Annotated in this window: 18 protein-coding genes; 11 read left to right on the forward strand and 7 right to left on the reverse strand. The window is 66.8% G+C overall.

What is annotated here, in order from left to right; translation table 11 throughout:
• The first annotated feature begins 108 nt into the window (after positions 1 to 108).
• The 6 genes from QX070_RS03315 (at position 109) to QX070_RS03340 (ending at position 6510) form a co-directional block, all read left to right on the forward strand.
• The gene (locus QX070_RS03315; protein ID WP_315734865.1) at positions 109 to 1584 is read left to right on the forward strand and encodes an amidase; all 1476 of its coding nucleotides are present in this window, start codon (positions 109 to 111) and stop codon (positions 1582 to 1584) included.
• Positions 1585 to 1688: 104 nt separating this feature from the next.
• Complete coding sequence (locus QX070_RS03320) at positions 1689 to 2438, forward strand: aspartate/glutamate racemase family protein (RefSeq protein ID WP_315734867.1); 750 nt, start codon at positions 1689 to 1691, stop codon at positions 2436 to 2438.
• 228 nt (positions 2439 to 2666) lie between these two features.
• On the forward strand, positions 2667 to 3752 hold the full coding sequence (locus QX070_RS03325; protein ID WP_315734869.1) for an ABC transporter ATP-binding protein: 1086 nt from the start codon (positions 2667 to 2669) through the stop codon (positions 3750 to 3752).
• A 25-nt stretch (positions 3753 to 3777) separates the two neighbouring features.
• A complete protein-coding gene (locus QX070_RS03330; protein ID WP_315734871.1) occupies positions 3778 to 4824 on the forward strand; it encodes a polyamine ABC transporter substrate-binding protein in 1047 nt (348 codons plus the stop codon).
• A 4-nt stretch (positions 4825 to 4828) separates the two neighbouring features.
• On the forward strand, positions 4829 to 5698 hold the full coding sequence (locus QX070_RS03335; protein WP_172131291.1) for an ABC transporter permease: 870 nt from the start codon (positions 4829 to 4831) through the stop codon (positions 5696 to 5698).
• Positions 5695 to 6510 (forward strand): ABC transporter permease, encoded by an 816-nt coding sequence (locus tag QX070_RS03340; protein ID WP_315734874.1) that lies wholly within the window; start codon positions 5695 to 5697, stop codon positions 6508 to 6510. Before QX070_RS03335 ends, QX070_RS03340 begins: the two co-directional genes overlap by 4 nt.
• Before the next feature lie 197 nt (positions 6511 to 6707).
• On the opposite strand, the gene uraH (QX070_RS03345) is transcribed toward QX070_RS03340, so the two are convergent.
• Entirely contained in the window at positions 6708 to 7049 is a 342-nt protein-coding gene (gene uraH / locus QX070_RS03345; protein ID WP_315735701.1) for a hydroxyisourate hydrolase, read from the reverse strand.
• Positions 7050 to 7078: 29 nt separating this feature from the next.
• Here uraH (QX070_RS03345) and QX070_RS03350 point away from each other — a divergent pair, with 29 nt between their 5' ends.
• Positions 7079 to 8272, forward strand: coding sequence for an MFS transporter (locus tag QX070_RS03350; RefSeq protein ID WP_315734876.1), 1194 nt, complete (start codon positions 7079 to 7081; stop codon positions 8270 to 8272).
• A complete protein-coding gene (locus tag QX070_RS03355) occupies positions 8259 to 9611 on the forward strand; it encodes an amidase (RefSeq protein WP_315734878.1) in 1353 nt (450 codons plus the stop codon). The genes QX070_RS03350 and QX070_RS03355 overlap by 14 nt, the downstream gene beginning before the upstream one ends.
• Here the strand turns inward: QX070_RS03355 and puuE are convergent.
• The 3 genes from puuE to QX070_RS03370 all read right to left on the reverse strand — a co-directional run bounded on the left by puuE (position 9602) and on the right by QX070_RS03370 (position 12380).
• A complete protein-coding gene (gene puuE / locus QX070_RS03360) occupies positions 9602 to 11029 on the reverse strand; it encodes an allantoinase PuuE (RefSeq protein WP_315734879.1) in 1428 nt (475 codons plus the stop codon). The genes QX070_RS03355 and puuE overlap by 10 nt on opposite strands.
• Before the next feature lie 5 nt (positions 11030 to 11034).
• Positions 11035 to 11391, reverse strand: a complete 357-nt coding sequence (gene uraH / locus QX070_RS03365) for a hydroxyisourate hydrolase (RefSeq protein WP_315734880.1) — start codon at positions 11389 to 11391, stop codon at positions 11035 to 11037.
• 83 nt (positions 11392 to 11474) lie between these two features.
• Positions 11475 to 12380 carry a LysR family transcriptional regulator gene (locus QX070_RS03370; RefSeq protein ID WP_315734881.1) on the reverse strand — a complete coding sequence of 302 codons (906 nt, stop codon included), beginning with the start codon at positions 12378 to 12380 and terminating at the stop codon, positions 11475 to 11477.
• Positions 12381 to 12511: 131 nt separating this feature from the next.
• Here QX070_RS03370 and QX070_RS03375 point away from each other — a divergent pair, with 131 nt between their 5' ends.
• The 3 genes from QX070_RS03375 to QX070_RS03385 all read left to right on the forward strand — a co-directional run bounded on the left by QX070_RS03375 (position 12512) and on the right by QX070_RS03385 (position 15396).
• A complete protein-coding gene (locus QX070_RS03375; protein ID WP_315734882.1) occupies positions 12512 to 13450 on the forward strand; it encodes a ring-cleaving dioxygenase in 939 nt (312 codons plus the stop codon).
• Positions 13447 to 14079 (forward strand): alpha/beta hydrolase, encoded by a 633-nt coding sequence (locus tag QX070_RS03380; RefSeq protein WP_315734883.1) that lies wholly within the window; start codon positions 13447 to 13449, stop codon positions 14077 to 14079. The genes QX070_RS03375 and QX070_RS03380 overlap by 4 nt, the downstream gene beginning before the upstream one ends.
• Positions 14080 to 14190: 111 nt before the next feature.
• A complete protein-coding gene (locus QX070_RS03385; protein ID WP_315734884.1) occupies positions 14191 to 15396 on the forward strand; it encodes an amidohydrolase family protein in 1206 nt (401 codons plus the stop codon).
• 7 nt (positions 15397 to 15403) lie between these two features.
• Here QX070_RS03385 and QX070_RS03390 read toward each other — a convergent pair whose 3' ends face one another.
• The 3 genes from QX070_RS03390 to QX070_RS03400 are packed head-to-tail and all read right to left on the reverse strand — an operon-like array spanning position 15404 to position 19282.
• Complete coding sequence (locus QX070_RS03390; RefSeq protein WP_315734885.1) at positions 15404 to 16636, reverse strand: carboxylate-amine ligase; 1233 nt, start codon at positions 16634 to 16636, stop codon at positions 15404 to 15406.
• Positions 16637 to 16656: 20 nt separating this feature from the next.
• On the reverse strand, positions 16657 to 18429 hold the full coding sequence (locus QX070_RS03395; RefSeq protein ID WP_315734886.1) for an N-acetylglutaminylglutamine amidotransferase: 1773 nt from the start codon (positions 18427 to 18429) through the stop codon (positions 16657 to 16659).
• Positions 18430 to 18454: 25 nt separating this feature from the next.
• Entirely contained in the window at positions 18455 to 19282 is an 828-nt protein-coding gene (locus QX070_RS03400) for a class II glutamine amidotransferase (RefSeq protein ID WP_315734887.1), read from the reverse strand.
• Positions 19283 to 19379 lie beyond the last annotated feature (97 nt).

A 19379-nucleotide genomic window follows, 5' to 3' on the forward strand; every position in this document is an offset into this window, starting at 1 on the left:
GCTCTCGTGCAAACTAAGGTTCGCGGCGCCGGAAGTGGAACAGCGCCTGATCATCGCACCGTTCGAACGCGTAGCTTTGATGGTCGGCGCGCAAGGATCGGAAGACAGATGACGTTGGCGATGAGCTGGGACGAGTGGGCCCGGCATGATGGCATGGCGCTGGCGGCGCGCGTTCGCAGCGGCGAGCTGACGGCGGCGGAGCTGGCAAGGCAGGCCGCCGAGGCAATCGCAAAAGTCGATCCCGCGCTGTCCGGCGTGGTCGAAGTCTTCGCCGATGCCGTGGAAGATCCGGGCAAGGCCGGCGCCGATCTCGCAGGCCCCTTCGCCGGCCTGCCGTTCCTGATGAAGGATCTCGGGCCGACGATGGCCGGACGGCTGCAGGAGCAGGGCTCGCTGTTCATGCGCGGCAACCGTCCCGCCGCCGACACGCACCTGACGGCGAAGATGCGCAAGGCCGGCCTCAATCTGATGGGCCGCACCACGACGCCGGAGTTCGGCGTCTGCAGCTCGGCCGAGAACCCGGCCGTCTACGTCACGCGCAACCCGTGGAATACCGACTACACGACCTGCGGCTCGTCGGCGGGCAGCGCGGCGATGGTCGCCGCCGGCGTCGTGCCGATCGCCCATGCGACCGACGGCGGCGGCTCGATCCGCATTCCCGCCGGCGTCAACGGCAATATCGGGCTGAAGGTCTCGCGCGGCGTGTTTTCGATCGCGCCGCATCTGTCGGATCTAAGCGGCCTGGTCTCGATCCAGGGCTGCCAGTCGCGCAGCGTGCGCGACACCGCGGCATTCGTCGATCATTGCCGCGGCGGCGCGCCCGGCGAGTTCATGCCGTATTGGACCACGCCGGAGCCCTATGTCGAGTTGATCAAGCGCGATCCCGGCAAACTCAGGATCGCGCTGTCGCATCAATGGGGCGACTACCGCGCCACGCCGCATATTGCTTCTGAGCTGGAGCGTGTGGGCAAAATCCTCGAGGGCCTCGGCCACCACATCGGCTACGCGCTGCCCGACGTCGATTACCGCCAGGCGTTCGCGGCACAAACCACCTGCTACATCTCGAACTTCGCGATCGTCATCAACAACCTGCTCGCATCACGCAAGCTCGGGCGGCCGCCAGCCGACCTGATCGAGCCGATCAACATCCGGATCTGGGAAGCGGGCAAGGGCACCAGCTTTGCCGAGCGTGCGGCGATGCAGGCGGTGTTCAATACGACGTCGCGCGCCTTCGGCGCGTTCTTCGAGGACTGGGACATCATCCTGACGCCGGTCACGGCACTGCCGACGCCGAAGATCGGCACCACCGAATACCTGACCATCAGCGACAATCCCGACGTGCTCGACTGGTTCGAGAATCTGTGGCGCAACTTCGCCTTCACGCCCCTCGCCAACCTCTGCGGCGTCCCGGCGATCTCGCTGCCGCTCGCCACCAATGAGCACGGCCTGCCGCTCGGCATCCAGGCGATCGGCAAGCAGGCCGATGACGGCCTGCTGCTGCAGCTCGCGGCCCAGATCGAGCGCGCGATCGGCGGTCAATGGAACGGCGGCGCGACGCCGGCCGTGCATGTGACCAGCAAGTGAGCGACCCACGCGCCTGATCCTGATGACATGATAGGCTGCGCCGGGCGTGGACAAGGCGCTCGCATTTCCGGCAATCTTGCATTTCCGACCATCAGGCGCGCCCGATGAACATCCTGCTGCTCAATCCCAACATCCGCACCGACATCACCGACCTGATGCTGCAGGTCGGCCGCGACGCCGCCGCGCCCGGCACGACCCTGATCCCCTGCACTGCGCCGCGCGGTGTGCCCTATATCGCGACCCGCGCGGAGGCGCAGATCGGCGGCGCCGTCGCGCTGGAGATGCTGGCGGAGCGCAACGGCAGCTTCGACGCCGCGATCATCGCCGCATTCGGCGATCCCGGCCTGTTCGCGGCCCGCGAGCTGTTCGACGTGCCGGTGATCGGACTTGCCGAGGCGGCGATGCTGACCGCCTGCATGGCCGGACGCCGCTTCGCCATCGTCACCTTCGCGCAGGCGCTGGGTCCCTGGTACGAGGAGTGCGTGCGCATGCACGGCCTGATGGAGCGCTGCGCCGGCATCCGCATGCTCGACGGCAGCTTCAAGCAGATCTCCGACGTGCAGCACGAGAAGGAGGAGCTGCTGGTCGAGCTGGCGCTGCGCGCGGTCGAGGAGAACGACGCAGACGTGCTGATCTTCGCCGGCGCGCCACTGTCGGGGCTCGCCGCCCGGGTCGCGCATCGCATTCCCGTCCCCGTGGTCGATCAGGTGATCGCCGCGGTGAAGCAAGCCGAAGCACTGCTCGCCTTGAAGATGCGCAAAGCCACCGCCGGCACCTTCCGCCGCCCGGCCGCGAAGCCGACGACGGGCTTGCCCGAGGCGCTGGCCGCCCGGCTGGAGCATCGCGACGGGTAGTTGGGCCGTGTGAGTCGCAACGCTCTCCCCCCACGTCATTCCGGGACGCTGTCGGCGCGAGCCCGGAATGACGTGGGGAGAGAGCGAGCCAGATCTTGTTAGCTGCGAGCTCGGGCGAAACCCATCATACTCCCATACCCCCACTTCGTCTTCTGTACACAAGCCGCCTTCGTTGCCTGAAAAGGCGGCACGCTTCTTGCTTTTTCAGATCAGTTGAGCAGGAAGCCCATGGCCAGCGTATCGGAAGCCAAGTCGCTCGTTCTGGATCGGATCACCCACCGCTTCGCCAGCGGCACGATGGCCGTATCCGATATCAATCTCGACGTGAAAGGCGGCGAGATCATCGCCCTGCTTGGGCCCTCGGGCTGCGGCAAGACCACCTTGCTGCGCATCATCGCCGGCTTCATCGGCCAGAGCGAGGGGCGCGTCATCATCGGCAACGACGTCGTCGATGCGCTGCCGCCCAACCGGCGCGCGGTCGGCATCGTGTTCCAGAACTACGCGCTGTTTCCGCATCTCTCGATCACCGAGAATGTCGGCTACGGCCTCGCCGCGCGCGGCGTCGACAAGGCCACGCGCAACAGGGAGGCGCAGCGGCTGCTCGACATGGTGCAGCTCGGCCCGTTCGGTGAGCGGCTGCCGCGGCAATTGTCGGGCGGCCAGCAACAGCGCGTGGCCCTGGCTCGCGCGCTCGCGATCAAACCGTCGATCCTGCTGCTCGACGAGCCGTTCGCCGCGCTCGACAAGAATTTGCGGTTGGACATGCAGATCGAGGTCAAGCGGCTGCAGCGCATGGCCGGGATCACAACTTTGATCGTGACCCACGACCAGGAGGAGGCGCTGTCGATGGCCGACCGCGTCGCCGTGCTGAGTCACGGCCATCTCGAGCAGTTCGGCACGCCCTCCGAGATCTACGATCAGCCACAGACGCTGTTCGTGAACAGCTTCGTCGGCACCGCGAACAAGATGAAGGGGACGGTGATCGCGACCGACGCTGATAGCGTCAAGGTCGGCCTCGAGGCCGGCGGCGAGATCATCGCGCGCGCGCCCACCCCGGTACGTGCCTCAGACAAGGTCACCGTGTGCCTGCGTCCCGAGCATCTCACCTTCGTCAGCGACGACACGGGCTTTGCCGGCGAGATCGGCATGGCGCTGCCGCTCGGCGCGACCGTGGTCCATGAGATCAAGGCCAGCGACGGCTCGAGCATCAAGATTTCGCAGGCCCGCACCGGCGACACGCCACTGCGCGATGCCGGCGCGCCGGTGCGGGTCGCACCGATCGCACCCGGCCTCGCCACCGTCTTCCCGCAATAGACCAACAGACACATCGGAGTGAAACATGATGCTTGATCGCCGCCGGCTCCTGACCAGCGCCTTGACGCTGGGAGCCATGCACGCCTTCCCTGGCCTGAGCCTCGCGCAGGCGCGGCCGCTGGTGTTCGCGACCTTCACCGGCAGTTGGGAGGAGGCGCACAAGGCGGTCCTCGTGCCGGCGTTCCGCAAGGCCAATGCCGATGCCGCCATCGTGCTCGACCCGATGCTGTCGGTCGATCAGATCGCCAAGGTCAATGCGGCCAAGGCCAATCCGCCGATCGACGTCATGCTGCACGATCCGGGTCCGGCGCTGGTGGCGATCGGCCAGGATCTCGTCGATCCGTTCCCGGCCGACAAGAGCACCTATTTCAAGGACCTGATTCCGGAAGCGCAGGACGCGATGGGCCCGGCGCCGTTCTTCCAGGTCGTCGGCCTCACCTACAATCCAGAGACGGTGAAGACGCCGCCAACTTCCTGGGCCGACCTGTGGAAGCCCGAGTTCAAGGGCAAGGTCGGCATCACCAATCTGAACTCGACGCTCGGCACCGGTTGGCTGGTCGAGATCGCGCGCATGCGCGGCGGCTCCGAGGCCAATGTCGACGAGGGCTTCAAGGCGCTGGAGGAGCTGAAGCCGAACCTCGCCGCGGTCGCCGCCAATCCCGGCGCCCTGGCGACCCTGTTCCAGCAAGGCCAGATCGACATCTCGCCCGGCAATTTCAACGCCATCCAGATCCTGAAAGCGCGTGGCGTGCCGGTCGAGTTCGTGGCGCCCAAGGAAGGCGCCATCGCCTTCAAGACCACGATCCACATCGTCAAGAACTCGCCGAACAAGGAGCTCGCCTTCAAGCTGATCGAGGCGGCGCTGTCGCCGGAAGTGCAGACCACGCTGATGAACTCGCCCTATCTGATCGTGCCGACCAACACCAAGGTGGCCATGACCGGCGAGATCGCCAAGGTGCTGGCCAAGGACACCGCGGAGCTGAAGAAGAAGTTCGTGTTCCAGGACTGGAAGAAGATCAACGAGCAGCGCGCGTCCTGGATCGAGAAGTTCAACCGCGACATCAAGATCTGACGCGATGAAGAGCGCCACGACAGCACCTGGAGACGTGACCAGCTTCAGCCTGGGGCTTGCGCTGCCCCTGGGCCTGGTGTTCGCGATCTTCTTCGTGCTGCCGCTGGCGCAACTGCTCTATCTCTCGCTGCACAACGACACCGCGGCGACGGTGTGGGGGCTCGGCCAGTACATCAAGTTCCTGACCGACCCCTTCAGCCTCGCCGTGCTCGGCTCGACCTTGCTGCTCGGCGCCGAGGTGACGCTCGCCTGCCTCGTGCTCGGCTATCCCATCGCCTGGCTGTATCAGCGCTCGGGCAGCCGGGTGCAGACCCTGATCATCATGATCGTCCTGCTGCCGTTGCTCACCAGCGTCGTCGTCCGCACCTTCGCCTGGATCGTGATCCTGGGCCGGCAGGGCATCATCAACTCCGTGCTGCAATCGCTCGGCCTGATCGGCACGCCGCTGCGCATGATCTACACCCAGGGCGGACTGATCGCGGCGCTGGCGCAGGTGCAGATGCCGCTGATGGTGCTGCCACTGATCACCGCGATCGGCCGCATCGATCCCAATCTTTCCGACGCCTCAGCCTCACTCGGCGCCGGAAGCTGGCGCACCTTCGTCAAGGTGATGCTGCCGCTGTCGATGCCCGGCATCATCGCCGGCTGCACCCTGACTTATGCCGCCGCGATCACCGCCTTCATCACGCAGTCCCTGGTCGGCGGCGGGCAGATGCTGTTCATGCCGATGTATCTCTACCAGCAGGCCTCGACCCTGCAAAACTGGCCGTTCGCCGCGGCGATCTCGATCATCTTCCTGTTCGCGGTGCTCGCCATCGTTGCGCTGTTCTCGACACTCGGCCGCCGTGCTCGCGGCTATGGAGACGCCAGATGAGCGGCCGGCAGCGGAACTGGGAAGCGCTGAGCTTCCAGATCGTGATGACGGTCATCGCCGTGCTGGCGCTCATCCTGATCGTGTCGCCGTCGCTGGTCGTGGTGATCGTCTCGTTCACCTCGGGCTTCTCGCTGAAATTCCCGCCACCGGGCTATTCGACGCGATGGTATGTCGAATTGTGGAACGCTTGGCAGCTGCAGTTCGCAGCACGCAACAGCGTCGTCGTCGCACTGTGGTCGACGGGCCTGTCGGTCGTGCTCGGGGTCGCCGCGGCACTGGCGATCTCGCGCTCGAAGACGCTCACGGCGAAGCTCCTGGACTCGTTGTTCATGTCGCCGCTGGTGCTGCCGGCACTCGCCTTCGGCCTGGCGGCGCTGATGTTCTTCTCGCTGATCGGCCTGCCGGTCTCGCTGCTCACGCTGGTGATCGGCCATACCATCGTCTGCGTGCCCTATGTGGTCCGCAACACCGTGGCGGCGCTGGCGCAGCTCGAGCCAACCTTGCTGGAAAGCTCGGCGATCCTCGGTGCCTCCAGGCTCTACACGTTCCGCCGCATCGTCTTGCCGCTGATCCGCCCCGGCATCATCTCCGGTGCGTTCATCGCCTTCATGTCGTCGTTCGACAACGTGCCGGTGTCGCTGTTCCTGCGCGATGCCGCCACCGACATGCTGCCGATCCGGATGTGGCAGGACCTCGAAGGCAAGCTCGACGTCACCATCGCCGCGCTGTCGAGCGTGCTGATCATCGCCACCATCGCGCTGATGGCGATCATGGAGCGCGCCACCGGCCTGTCGAAGCGGCTGACGGGTTGATCAATCCGACAGCGTCGCAAGGAGCTGAATAGTTGCGATTTGGCCGTCATTCCGGGGCAATCGCCAATGCGACGGAGCGAAGCGGCGGCGCGTTGACGATTGAACCCGGAATGACGGTGGTCATGGCGTAGTAGGATTCATCCGCTCGCTGCGACGAGCCCGCCGCAGGCGGGCGTCTCGAAGGACGGCCACACGCTCTAAGCGCCACGGAAGATCGAATAGCCCCAGGGGGTGAATTTCAGCGGCAGGTGAAAATGCTCCTCGACCTTGTCGATCGCGAAGCGAAGCGGCACTGTGGTGAGGAATTTCGTCTGAGCGCCAGCCCCGAAGAACTCGCCGACATGAAACAGCACCTCATACTCGCCGGCGATGACGCCGTCGCCCTTGACGACCGGCGCCTGCAAGGTGCCGTCGGCGCCGAGCTGTCCCTCCGCGAGCAGCGTGCGATCCGGCGTCACGCGCCAGATCGCGACGCGCAGGCCACGCGCGGGGCGCCCGTTCGCCACATCAACCGCATGAACCGAGATTCCACCGGCCATTTCGTGCTCCGCCATCAGGTTGTCGCGGCATGATAGCCGCGAAGCAAGCGTCAGCGCCAGCGGCGCCACTGTGGCCTGCGGTCGCTGCGATGACCGCGCTGCAGGCCCTGGTGTCGCTGGCGCTATTCGCGCCGGGCGTCGTCGCGCCGCGCGCTGGACTGAGCATCGAGCAACTGTCGCTGTTCTCCACCGCAGCCTTCACCATCAGCCTCGTCTCCTCGTTCTGGGGCGGCACGCTGGTCCAACGCGTCGGCTCGCTGCGCGTCGCAGCGCTGTGCGCGGTCGCCGTCTGCGCCGGCATGTCGCTGGCCCTGTTCGAGGGTGGATGGGCCCTGCTCGGCGCCGGGCTGATGCTGGGGCTCGCGGTCGGACCGGAGACACCGGCAAGCTCAGCGCTGCTCGGACGTCTCGTGCCGGCCGAGAAGCGCGCGATGGTGTTTTCGATCCGGCAGACCGGCAGCCAAATCGGCGCCGTCGTCGGCTCGCTGCTGCTGCCGCCGATCGCCGTGCTGCTGGCACCGAGTTCCGCTTATGCCGCCGTGATCGTCTGCGCCGCCATCGCCTTCGCCGGCTTCGAGCGTCTGCGGCCGGCCTATGCGATCACGCCGCCGGCCATGCCGCGGCTCGGCCTGTCCGATCGGCTGCGACTGATCAGCGCCGACCGCCGCATGGCCGCGCTCGCGGTCGCCTCGATTCCGTTCAGTGGCATGCAGGTCATCCTCAACACCTGCTTCGTCAGCTTCGGCACGTCAGAGCTCGCGCTCAGCCATGTCGAGGCCGGCTGGGTGCTGGCCTCGGCGCAAGGCGCCGGCCTGATGGGACGGCTGGGCTGGGGCGTTGTCGCGACACGCCTGCGCTCGGCGCGGGCCGTGCTGGTGATGGCAGGCGTCGGCATGGCGGTCTGCGCGCTGCTGCTCGGTCTCTGGGGGCCGCTGCTGAGCCGGTCGATCCTGGTCCTGCTCACGATCGTGTTCGGGCTGACGGCGAGCGGCTGGAACGGCGTGTTCATCGCCGAGATCGCCAATCTCGCCAAGCCCGGACGCGTCGCCGAGGCGACAGGTGCGGTGCTCACCGCCTCGTTTCTCGGCCTCGTCGCCGCGCCGCTGCTCGTCGCCTTGCTGACGCCCCGCGTCGGCCTCGGCGGCAGCTTCGTCGCACTCGGATTGACGGCCGCCGCAGGCACAGCCGTACTGCTGATGGAGCGATCCCATGCGCGCGAGTGACATCGCAGGCGCCGTCATGGCGCGGCGGAGCACGGCCAGAGAGATGGCCGAGCAGGCGCTGGCGCGCATCGCCGCGGCCCGTGACCTCAACGCCGTCGTCACGACAGATCCGGCGCGAACGCGCGCCGAGGCCGATGCCGTCGATGCGCGCGTGGCCACCGGCGAAGCAATGCCGCTCGCCGGCGTGCCGGTCGTGGTCAAGGACAATATCTGGGTCGGCGGCTGGCGCATCACGCAGGGCTCGCGGCTGTTCGCTGATTTCATCGCGCCCGAGGATGCGATCGCGATCGCGCGGTTGCGCCGCGCTGGCGCCGTGATCGTTGGCATCGGCGCAACCTCCGAGTTCGCCTGCAAGGGCGTGACGACCTCGCAGCTGTTCGGACCGACTGTTCATCCGCAGGACCCGCAGCTCACGCCCGGCGGCTCGTCGGGCGGTCCCGCCGTTGCGGTGGCGGCTGGGCTCGTGCCGCTCGCGATCGGCACCGATGCCGGCGGCTCGAGCCGCCGGCCGCCGGCCCATGTCGGCGTGGTCGGCTTCAAGCCGTCGTTCGGTGCCATTCCCTACGGGCCGGGATTCCCCGAGCCATTCTGGCGCATCTCGGTGATCGCGCCGATCGCGACCGATGTCGGCGATGCCAGGCTTGCGTTCGAGATCATGGCCGGCGCCGACCCGCGCGATCCCGATACGTTCGACGTGGCCGTGGCGGATCATGCAACGCCGCTGCGCGTGGCGTTCTCGCCGCGGCTCGGGCTGGACGTCGCGGTCGATGGCGACACCAGCGCTGGCCTGCAGCGGGCGGTCGACCGCCTCCGCGCCGGCGGCATGCCGATTGTCGACAAGGATCCCGTCTGGCCGGCCGGCCTTGCCGAGGACGCGGTGATGCCGCTCCAGCATGCCGGGCTGGCCGCGCTCTACGGCGACGCCTTCCACAATGATCCGGCGCAATTCGATCCCGATATCGCCAAGCAGATCGAGCGCGGGCTCGGCCTGAGCGGCGCCGATGTCGCGCGTGCGCTCGAGGCAAGCGCGCAGATCGCGCGGGCCTTCGCAAGCTTCTTCACGCAGGCCGACGTGCTGCTGGCGCCGACCGTGCCCTGCGTCGCCTGGCCATTCACGCAGCTCGGCCCATCCAAGATCGGCGGCAAGCCGGCGAGCCCGCGCGCGCATGCGGTGTTCACGCCTTACGCCAATCACGCCGGCGTGCCGGCGATCTCGATCCCCTGCGGCACCAACGTTCACGGACTGCCATTCGGTCTGCAACTCATCGCGGCCCGCGGCCGCGACCGCCTGCTGCTCGATGTCGCGGCCGACGCCGAACGGATCCTCGCTCAGTCCTGATCGAACTTCTTCGCCAACCTCGCCCGCGTGATGTGACCGATCTGGTCGATGGCGTTGACGATCTCGGTGTCCGGGTCGTTGCCGATGCGACGCTCCATCTCGGCGATGACCGAGGGGCGGTCGGCGTGCAGCGCCAGAGCGACGATCAGCGGCATGCCGAACTTGTCGCGATAGCGGCGGTTGATGTCGGCGACGCGCTCGAACTCGGCGCGCGAGAGCGAGGTGAAGCCGAGCCGACCCTGCTCGCCGATCGAGTCGTTCGTCATCTCACCCGCCAGCGCCTCGCGGCCGGCGAGCTCCGGATGGGCGCGGATCAGCTTCAGCTTCTCGTCGCGGCTCATGGCGCGAACGACGTTCATGAGCGTCGTATGCAGCGCATCCGCGGCGTCGTCGAAGGCGGACAGGCCGGCGCGATAGGCGCGGTCGGCGATTTCAGGCGAATGCTCGAAGATGTCGCCATAGCGCTCGACGAACAGCACGCGCGACATCTGCGACGGCCGCCACGCGCCGGCCGGCGGATGCGTCCGGATCCAGTGCCGGGCGATGTCGAGCCGGGTCGCGACCCAGACCTTGTCATGACCCGTGATATAGTCGAGGAAACGGGCCAGCGCGGCCGCGCGCCCGGGGCGGCCGACCAGCCGGCAGTGCAACCCGATGGACATCATGCGCGGGCTCTCCGCACCCTCTGCGTAGAGCGTATCGAAACTGTCCTTCAGATAGGCGAAGAACTGGTCGCCGGAATTGAAGCCCTGGGGGGTGGCGAAGCGCATGTCGTTGGCATCGAGCGTATAGGGCACGATCAGTTGCGGGCCGTGCGGCCCCGAGATCCAGTACGGCAATTCGTCGGCATAGGAATCGGCGCTGTAGACGAAGCCCTGCTCATTCAACACGATGTCGAGCGTGCGCTCCGACGTGCGGCCCTGGTAGAAGCCGAGCGGCCGCTCGCCCGTCAGCTCGGTATGGAGCCGGATCGCCTCCTCGATATCGGCGCGCTCGTCGGCCTCGGGGACATCGCGGTAGTCGATCCATTTCAGGCCGTGGGAGGCGATCTCCCAGCCGGCTTCCTTCATCGCGGCCACGGCGTCTGGACTGCGGGCCATCGCGGTGGCGATCGCGAACACCGTCACCGGCAGCTTGCGCGCGGTGAACATCCGCCACAGCCGCCAGAAGCCGGCGCGCGAGCCGAACTCGTAGATCGACTCCATGTTCATGTGGCGCTGGCCCGGCCAGGGCTGGGCGCCGACGATCTCGGACAGGAAGGCTTCGGAGGCGGCGTCACCGTGGAGGATGTTGTTCTCGCCGCCCTCCTCGTAGTTGATCACGAACTGCACCGCGACGCGGGCATCGCCCGGCCAGCGCGGATGCGGCGGCGTGCGGCCGTAGCCGACCATATCGCGGGGATAGACGTCAGCACTCATCCGGCTCAGCTCCCGCGATAAGTCTGGTAGCTCCAGGGCGTCGCGAGCAGCGGCACATGGTAGTGCGCGCTGGCATCGGCGACGGAAAAGCGGAGCGGGATCAGATCGAGAAACAGCGGGTCGCCCGAGGCGAGGCCGTGGGTCCTGAAATAAGCGCCCATATGGAAGGTCAGCATGTAGGTGCCGATGGCGAAGTCATCGTCCGCCAGCATCGGCTGGTCGGTGCGCCCGTCGGCATTGCTCCGGACCTGCTTGACGCGGCGCCAGGAGCCGTCCGGTTCGAGGACATCGAGATCGATCGCGACGCCGGCCGCGGGCTTGCCCCTGACCGTATCCAGAATATGCGTGCTCAGCCGCCCCATGCATCGTTACCTCTCTGCTGCCGGCTCGGAACACTATCAGCGCCCGGTTAAAGGTTCGAGGCGATTTCCAGTTCAGTTGCAGCCTACGGTCTGGTCACGTCGCGCTCCTTGCCGAAGCGCTCGACCAGGAAGTCGATGAACAGCCGCACCTTCACCGAGAGGTGCCGCGTCGGCGGATAGATCGCATAGAGCGCGAGCGGCGGCGCGGCGTAATCGGCGAGGATCGCGGTCAGCGCGCCGCTCTCGAGCGCGTCCGCCGCGATGAAGCGCGGGATCAGCGCAATGCCCTGTCCCTTGATGGCGACGTCGCGCAGCACCTCGGCATTGTTGACGCACAACGACCACGCCGGCTGGACCCAGTGGTCGCCGTCGCGGCCGGTGAGCTTCCACTGATTGCCGGTCAGCAGGAAACCGTAGGTGAGAGAGGTGTGGCGACGCAGCTCCTCCGGGCTGCCAGGCGTGCCGTGCCGCGCGAGATAGGCCGGCGCGGCGCAGATCACGCGCTCCACCGGCATGATCCGCCGCGCCACTAGGCTCGACGATTCCAGCTCGGCGATCCGCAACGTCACGTCGAAGCCGTCCTGCACGGGATCCAGCAGATCGTCGCTCAGCACGATCTGCAACTGCAGCTCGGGATAGCGGGCCATGAAATCGGCGACGACGGGACCGAGCCGCATGGTGCCGAACGACATCGGCGCGTTGACGCGCAAGAGCCCGCGCGGCGCGGCCTGCGACTGGCTGACGGCCTGATCGGCGGCGTCGAGCTCGGCGAGAATCGAGACTGCGCGCTCGAAATAGAGCTGGCCGGTCTCGGTCGGGCTGGCATGGCGGGTGGTCCGGACGATCAGCTGGACGCCGAGGCTCTGCTCAAGCTCGCCGATATATTTCGAGATCGCCGAGCGCGACAGCCGCAGCTGCCGGCCGGCCTCGGCGAAGCTGCCGCTCTCGACCACCTTCACGAAGGCCCGCAGGCTGCTCAGCTTGTCCATAGGCCTGCCATTGTCGCCAAATCGTAGACAGAGACGTCACAAGAGCACGGATTGTCTCCAAATCAAAGCCGGCCAATATTGCGCCCAGGAATTCAACGGCCCTTTCGGCGGCCCATCGACAGGAGACCCACATGCCCGGACTGCACCACGTGACTGCGATTGCCGGCGATCCGATCCGCAATTTCGGCTTCTACACCCGCGACCTCGGGCTGCGCTTCGTCAAGAAGACGGTCAATTTCGACGATCCCGGCACCTATCACTTCTACTACGGCGATGAGACCGGCCGCCCCGGCACCATCCTGACCTTCTTCCCCTGGGCCGGCGTGCGGCCGGGCCGCCGCGGCGTCGGCGAGACCCACCAGACCGCGTTCCGGGTGCCGCAGCGCTCCCTTAGCTACTGGACGCAGCGCCTCACCGAGAAGGGCATCGCCTATGAGGCGCTGGAGAAGCGCTTTGGCGAGTCGGTGCTGCCGTTCGCCGATCCGGATGGCATGGCGCTGGCGCTGGTCGGCGTCCCCGGCGCAGAGAACGAGCCCGGCTACAGCAATGGCGACATTCCGGCCGAGCACGCGATCCGCGGCTTCCACGGCGTGACCCTGCTGCTCGACTCCGCCGAGAGGACTGCCGCCGTGCTGACCGACGTGTTCGGCTTCGAAGAGACGGGCCGCGAAGGCTCGGTGATCCGCTTCAAGGCGCCGGGCGACGCCGAGGGCAGCGTGGTCGACATCTACGAGGCCAGGGGCTTTCTCCGCGGCGCGCAGGGCGCCGGGTCGGTGCATCACATCGCCTTCCGCGCCGCCGATGACGCCGCACAGGGCGTGATGGCGCAGCGGCTGGTCGATCGCCACGGCCTGCATCCGACCGAGCAGAAGGACCGCAACTACTTCCGCTCGATCTACTTCCGCGAGCCGGGCGGGGTGCTGTTCGAGATCGCGACCGATATCCCGGGCTTCGCGGTCGACGAGCCGGTCGCCGAGCTCGGACGAAACCTCAAGCTGCCCGCTTTCCTCGAATCGCACCGCAAGCAGATCGAAGGCGTGCTGCCCAACCTCGAAGAGGCCGCATCATGACCGTGGCATTGTCCTTCACTCACCGCTTCCAGCCCGCAACCACGCCGGGAGCAGCCCCACTGCTGCTCCTGCACGGCACCGGCGGCGACGAGAACGATCTGCTGCCGCTCGGCACTACGCTGTCGCCCGGCGCCGCCCTGCTGTCGCCACGCGGCCAGGTGCTCGAACATGGCATGCCGCGCTTCTTCCGCCGGCTTGCCGAGGGCGTGTTCGACGAGGACGACGTCCGCCGGCGCGCTCTGGAGCTCGGCGCCTTCATCGACGCGGCGCGGCAGCACTACGGGATCGGAGCGCCGCTCGCGGTCGGCTACTCCAACGGCGCCAACATCGCCGCCGCGCTGCTGCTACTGCAGCCGGAAGCGCTGACCGGTGCAGTGCTGTTCCGCGCCATGGTGCCGCTGGCGCATCCTCCGGCCGCCAGGCTCGCGCGCCGGCCGGTGCTGATGCTATCGGGGCTCGCTGATCCGATCGTACCCGTCAGCAATTCGGCGAAGCTGTGCACGCAGCTCACCGAGGCCGGCGCCGACGTGACCCACACGACGCTTCCGGCGGGGCACCAGTTGTCGCAGGCGGACGTGACGCTGGCGCGCGACTGGCTCGCCGGACTGCCGCAGGCGATCGCCGCCTGAAGACGCTTGCGGCTGTCGCGGCTCCTGGCCAAGAATGTGGTCTCATCGGCACCAGCATCGGACCGCCCTCCGGCGGCTCCGATGCTGGCGGATAGATGGGAAGGATTGTGCATGGCCGTCGACAAGCTGTTCATCAATGCGCGGCTCGACCGCAGCGCGCGCCATGCGATTACGGTCGACGGCGGCCGCATCAGCGGGCTTCTCGCTGAGACCGAGCGCCCCGAGGCGCGCGAGGTGATCGATCTCGGCGGCGCACTGGTCGTGCCCGGCTTCGTCGAGGGCCACATCCATCTCGACACCAGCTTCTACGGCGATGCCTGGAAGCCGCACAAGCCCTGCACCAACGGCTTCGACGTGCATGAGCGCGTCACGTTCCAGGCGCAGAACATGGCCGCGGCTGCACCGATGGACGTGCGCGCCCGCAACCAGCTCGATCTTTGTATCGGCCACGGCACGACACGGATGCGCAGCCACGTGATGGTGGACGGCTCCGTCGGCCTCACATCGCTGGAAACGATCCTGCGCGTCCGCGACGAGTATCGCGAGCTGATCGAGATCCAGCTCGTCGCCTTTCCGCAGAGCGGCATCCTCAAGAGCCCGGGCACACCCGAGCTGCTCGACGAGGCCATCAGGCTCGGCGCCAACCTCGTCGGCGGGCTCGATCCCGCCAGCTTCGACCGCGACGTCGAAAGGCATCTCGACGTCGTGTTCGGCACAGCCCACAAGCACGGCGTCGATGTCGATATCCATCTGCACGATCCGGGCATGCTCGGCCTGTTCGAGCTGGAGCAGATCGCGGCGCGCACGCGCGCCCTCGGCATGCAAGGCCGCGTCGCGGTCAGCCACGCCTACGCCCTCGGCGACGTGCCTGCTGACCCGCTGAAGAAGATTGCCGACGTCCTGGCGGCGTCTGGCGTCGCCATCATGACCAACGCGCCGGGCGCGCGGCCCTTCCCGCCCGTGGCGCTGTTGCGTGCGGCGGGGGTCACCGTGTTCAGCGGCAACGACAACATCCGCGACTCCTGGTGGCCCTATGGCGACGGCGATCTGTTGAACCGCGCCATGATGGTCGGCTATCGCTCCGGCTTCTATGTCGATGACGAGCTGCGGATGGCCTTTGACCTCGTCACCGAGGCCGGCGCCAAGGCCTTGAGGCTTGCGGACTACGGCCTGCGCGTCGGTGCGCGGGCCGACTTTGTCACCCTCGATGCCGAGCACGTTCCGCAGGCTGTCGTCGCCGTGCCAAAGGGCCGCTCAGTCTACAAGGACGGCCGCCTCATCGCGCGCGACGGCCATGTGATCAGGCAGCCGACCTAGGCCCGCGTCATTGTGCCGGCTCGACCGGTGCCTGTGAGCGCGGCGGCTCGGCGCGCGACACCGTCGCCGCCTCGATCCAGCGCGTCACGGCCGACAACTGTCCGCCGGACTCGCGATAGGCCTGCAGCTGATAGTCGGCCGAGCTGCCGAACTGCATGATGATGCGGCAGTGCTCGACCTCGGTGAGACATCCCAGGGCCTCCGCATGCGGCGCGACGTCCGCGATCATGCGATTGAGGATCTCCTGGCCCGTCACCGGACCGTCCTCGGTCACGAACAGACAGTCAGTGCCATAGCGCTGCGCCCGCCACTTGTTCTCGACCGCGATCGCGCGCTCGACATTGCCGACGGCCTCCGCAAGATCGGGATTGAGATAGAGGTAGCGGGCCAGGACGCGATAGAGCGAGGCAATCGCCACGGCGTCATCCACCGACGTGCAGACGTCGGGCGCACGCAACTCCAAGGTCGGATGCCGCAGCGACGGCCGCATCGCCCACCAGACATGACTCTCGTCCGGCATCACGCCGGACTTCGTCAGCGCCGCGACATAGCGATCATATTGCTGCTTCGAGGTGAACAGCTCGGGCAGGCCGCTGCGCGGCAGCTCGTCATAGGCGGCAAGCCGATAGCCCTTCAGGCCCGTCTCGCGCGAATTCCAGAACGGCGAGGACGCAGATAGCGCGACGAACACCGGGATATGCGGGATCATCGCCCGCATGACCGCGAACCGCCGCTCGGGGTCCGGCAATTGGACGTGCACGTGCATGCCGCACAGCATGTTACGCTGGCCGACGATCCGAAGGTCCTCCATCATCTCCGCGTAGCGCGGCTTGGGACTCGGCTGTGAGCTGCGCCACCTCGCGGTCGGATGCGTGGAGCAGGCCAGGATCGTCAGGCCATACTGACTCGCCACGCTGGCAACCTCGCGCCGCAGGAATTTCATCTCCTCGCGCGCGTCGCCGACATCGACATGCACGTTGGTGGCGACCTCGAGCTGCGCCTGCAGCATCTCGCGCATGGCCTGTCCGCCGGTCGACCAGTTGGCGGCCTCGAACAGATCGTCCGGGGTCTGGATCGCGACATCGTGCGTCTGCGCATCGACGAGAAAGTACTCCTCCTCGATGCCGAACGAATATTCCGTGACTTCCTCGCTGCCGCTGGCCGAGCGGATCACCAGACGACGCTCGTCATCGCTCAGGCCGAGCCGCAGCTTCTCCAAGATGCGTGGATCCAATCCCATGTGATCAATCCTGTCAGACGTCAAATGCCGTGAGTCTGCAGCCATGCCTCGAGCAGGGCCGCCTGCCACAGCCGCGAATGTCCCTTGGGGCTCATCTCGGCTTCGGGGTTTTGCAGCATGTGGTCGATAAGGTCGCGCTGGTAGAGGCCGCGTGCGCGCGCCTTCTCGTCGTTGAGAACGTCGCGGACATAGTCGAGGAACGGGCCGCGCAGATAGCGCAGCGACGGCACCGGAAAGTATCCCTTGGGACGGTCGATCACCTCCGCCGGCACGCAGCGGCGTGCCGCCTCCTTGAGAATGTGCTTGCCGCCGTTCTTCACCTTCAGCTCGGCGGGCATGCGCGCGGCGAGCTCCACCACGTCGTGATCGAGGAACGGCACGCGGGCCTCCAGCCCGAACGCCATCGTCATGTTGTCGACCCGCTTCACGGGATCGTCGACCAGCATGATCTCGGCATCGATCTGCAGCACCTTGTCCGCCGCCGAGGCGCCGGCATGATCTCCGAAGAAGCGCTCCACGAATGCCAGGCTCACGTCGTCGCCGAGCAACTCCGGCGCCAGCAGCCGCTGCAGATCCGAATGCGTCCAGTCGAAATAGGCATTCTGATATTGCTGAACGGGATCGTTGGCCGAGAGGAAGCCTGGATACCAGCTGTAGCCACCGAACACCTCGTCGGCGCCCTGCCCGCTCTGCACCACCTTGACGCGCTTGGCGACCTCCGACGACAGGAGATGGAACGCGACCGCGTCGTGGCTGACCATCGGCTCAGACATGGCGGCGATGGCATCGGGCAAGGCGTCGAGCGCGCGGTTGCCGCCGATCCTGATCTGCTCGTGGTTGGTGCCGAACGTCCGTGCAATGATGTCGGAGTAGTGGAATTCATCGCCGGTGTGCTTGCCCACCGCGTCAAAACCGATCGAGAAGGTGCGGATGTCCTCGTGTCCCAGCTTGGACAGCAGCGCGACCAGCAGCGACGAATCCAGCCCGCCCGACAACAGCACACCGACGGGCACGTCAGCGACACGGCGACGGTCCACCGCCGATGTCATCGCGTCCAGTATTGCATCCGACCATTCTTCCTGACTCATGGCGCGATCGGTGGAGCGCGACGCGCCGACGCTGAACTGCCAGTACCTTTCGCGGCGCTGCGCTCCATCGGGCTCGATCGTCAGCAACGTCGCCGGCTCGAGCTTCTTCACGCCATTGAGGATCGTACGGGGCGCCGGAACGGCGGCGTGAAAACTGAAGAAATGATGCAGCGCCGTTCGGTCGATCGAGGTGTCGACATCACCACCGGCGAGCAGCGCCGGCAGGGACGAGGCAAAGCGGAGGAAGCCCGGCCCCTCGGTGTAGTACAGCGGCTTGATGCCGAGACGGTCGCGCGCGATCACGACGCGCCCGCTGTCGCGCTCCCACAGCGCGAAGGCGAACATGCCCTTGAAGCGCTGAACACAGGTCTTGCCCCAGGCATGATAGGCCTTGAGGATCACCTCGGTATCGCCGTCGGAGAAGAAGCGATAGCCCTTCGCCTGCAGCTCGGCGCGCAGCTCGCGGAAATTATAGATGCACCCATTGAACACGATGCCGAGGCCGAGCGCGGCATCGATCATCGGCTGCTGCGCGGCGGCTGATAGATCGAGAATGCTGAGACGACGGTGGCCGAGCGCGATTCCGCCCTGCACGTAGAGGCCGGCGGCGTCGGGACCGCGCGCCTGCATCGCATCGTTGACTCGGCCGAGCGCCGCGAGCGCGGGCTGTCCGGAAGTCCTGACTTCACCACAAATGCCGCACATCGCGGATCATCCAGTTTCTGTTGTGTTATGTGCCGCCGACAACCCTCTGTGATCGTTTGCGTTCCGCGACGAAACCGGCAGAGTCCGTGGCAAATAGCGGAACGATTTCGGCGGGTCTGGACGCGCGCGCGACCAGCACGTGATCGGGCGGAACCTCGATCCAGTCCGGCTCCTTGTCAAAAGGCTCGGAGACGACGATCACTTGATCGCCATCTTCCCGGTAGTAGAGCGAGTTGGCGCGATCATTCTCAGCGAAGCGAAACGCGTAGAGATCGTGGCCATTCGACAGGGCGGACGTGAAGCGCAGGTGCTCACGCAGGCCGTCCTCGTTGACCAGCTGGCGGAGCGCGCGCAGCACGTTCGATGTCGCACCGATCGGGTCCTGATCGATGCCGGCGCCGACGATGGCGAGGAACACGGCTTCGGAATCAGTGGTGCCGAGCCGCGATGGATACAGCGCGTCCGGAATCATAGCCTCGATCTTGCGGCGCAGCCTGTTCCAGCTCCCGACGAAGCCGTTGTGCATGAACAGCCAGCGGCCGCAGGCAAACGGATGGCAGTTCTGACGGGTCACGGCCGTGCCGGTCGCGGCGCGCACATGCGCGAAGAACAGATGTGAATGCAGGTGCCGGCAAAGATAGCGGAGATTCTCATCGGACCACGCCGGACGTGTCTCGCGATACAGGCCGGGCTCGGGATGATCGCCGTACCAGCCGAGACCGAAACCATCGCCATTTGTGCCTGCGGTGGATTCCAGCGCGCGGATGCTCTGCGTCACCAGCGAGTGTTCCGGCTCGGTCTCATAGTGCTCGAAGGCGGTCGTCTCACCGCGGTACGCGATCCAGCGGCACATCCTTGCCCTCCGGTTCAATCAATGAGCGCGCGGCACGCCTGCGCGTGTCACGTTCTTTCGGAGCAGGCGGAAACGCGTCAAAGCACCCCTGGTTCCC

Source organism: Bradyrhizobium sp. SZCCHNR1093, from assembly GCF_032381175.1.
GTDB lineage: Bacteria > Pseudomonadota > Alphaproteobacteria > Rhizobiales > Xanthobacteraceae > Bradyrhizobium.

Excerpts from the sequence above, each read along its gene's own strand:
- QX070_RS03375 (WP_315734882.1), top strand. The coding sequence starts at position 12,512 with ATGCCCGGACTGCACCACGTGACTGCGATTGCCGGCGATCCGATCCGC.
- QX070_RS03385 (WP_315734884.1), top strand. The coding sequence starts at position 14,191 with ATGGCCGTCGACAAGCTGTTCATCAATGCGCGGCTCGACCGCAGCGCG.
- QX070_RS03380 (WP_315734883.1), top strand. The coding sequence starts at position 13,447 with ATGACCGTGGCATTGTCCTTCACTCACCGCTTCCAGCCCGCAACCACG.
- QX070_RS03400 (WP_315734887.1), bottom strand. The coding sequence starts at position 19,282 with ATGTGCCGCTGGATCGCGTACCGCGGTGAGACGACCGCCTTCGAGCAC.
- QX070_RS03340 (WP_315734874.1), top strand. The coding sequence starts at position 5,695 with ATGAGCGGCCGGCAGCGGAACTGGGAAGCGCTGAGCTTCCAGATCGTG.
- QX070_RS03350 (WP_315734876.1), top strand. The coding sequence starts at position 7,079 with ATGATAGCCGCGAAGCAAGCGTCAGCGCCAGCGGCGCCACTGTGGCCT.
- QX070_RS03355 (WP_315734878.1), top strand. The coding sequence starts at position 8,259 with ATGCGCGCGAGTGACATCGCAGGCGCCGTCATGGCGCGGCGGAGCACG.
- QX070_RS03395 (WP_315734886.1), bottom strand. The coding sequence starts at position 18,429 with ATGTGCGGCATTTGTGGTGAAGTCAGGACTTCCGGACAGCCCGCGCTC.
- QX070_RS03325 (WP_315734869.1), top strand. The coding sequence starts at position 2,667 with ATGGCCAGCGTATCGGAAGCCAAGTCGCTCGTTCTGGATCGGATCACC.
- QX070_RS03335 (WP_172131291.1), top strand. The coding sequence starts at position 4,829 with ATGAAGAGCGCCACGACAGCACCTGGAGACGTGACCAGCTTCAGCCTG.
- uraH (WP_315735701.1), bottom strand. The coding sequence starts at position 7,049 with ATGGCCGGTGGAATCTCGGTTCATGCGGTTGATGTGGCGAACGGGCGC.
- QX070_RS03320 (WP_315734867.1), top strand. The coding sequence starts at position 1,689 with ATGAACATCCTGCTGCTCAATCCCAACATCCGCACCGACATCACCGAC.
- QX070_RS03370 (WP_315734881.1), bottom strand. The coding sequence starts at position 12,380 with ATGGACAAGCTGAGCAGCCTGCGGGCCTTCGTGAAGGTGGTCGAGAGC.
- QX070_RS03315 (WP_315734865.1), top strand. The coding sequence starts at position 109 with ATGACGTTGGCGATGAGCTGGGACGAGTGGGCCCGGCATGATGGCATG.
- uraH (WP_315734880.1), bottom strand. The coding sequence starts at position 11,391 with ATGGGGCGGCTGAGCACGCATATTCTGGATACGGTCAGGGGCAAGCCC.
- QX070_RS03330 (WP_315734871.1), top strand. The coding sequence starts at position 3,778 with ATGATGCTTGATCGCCGCCGGCTCCTGACCAGCGCCTTGACGCTGGGA.
- puuE (WP_315734879.1), bottom strand. The coding sequence starts at position 11,029 with ATGAGTGCTGACGTCTATCCCCGCGATATGGTCGGCTACGGCCGCACG.
- QX070_RS03390 (WP_315734885.1), bottom strand. The coding sequence starts at position 16,636 with ATGGGATTGGATCCACGCATCTTGGAGAAGCTGCGGCTCGGCCTGAGC.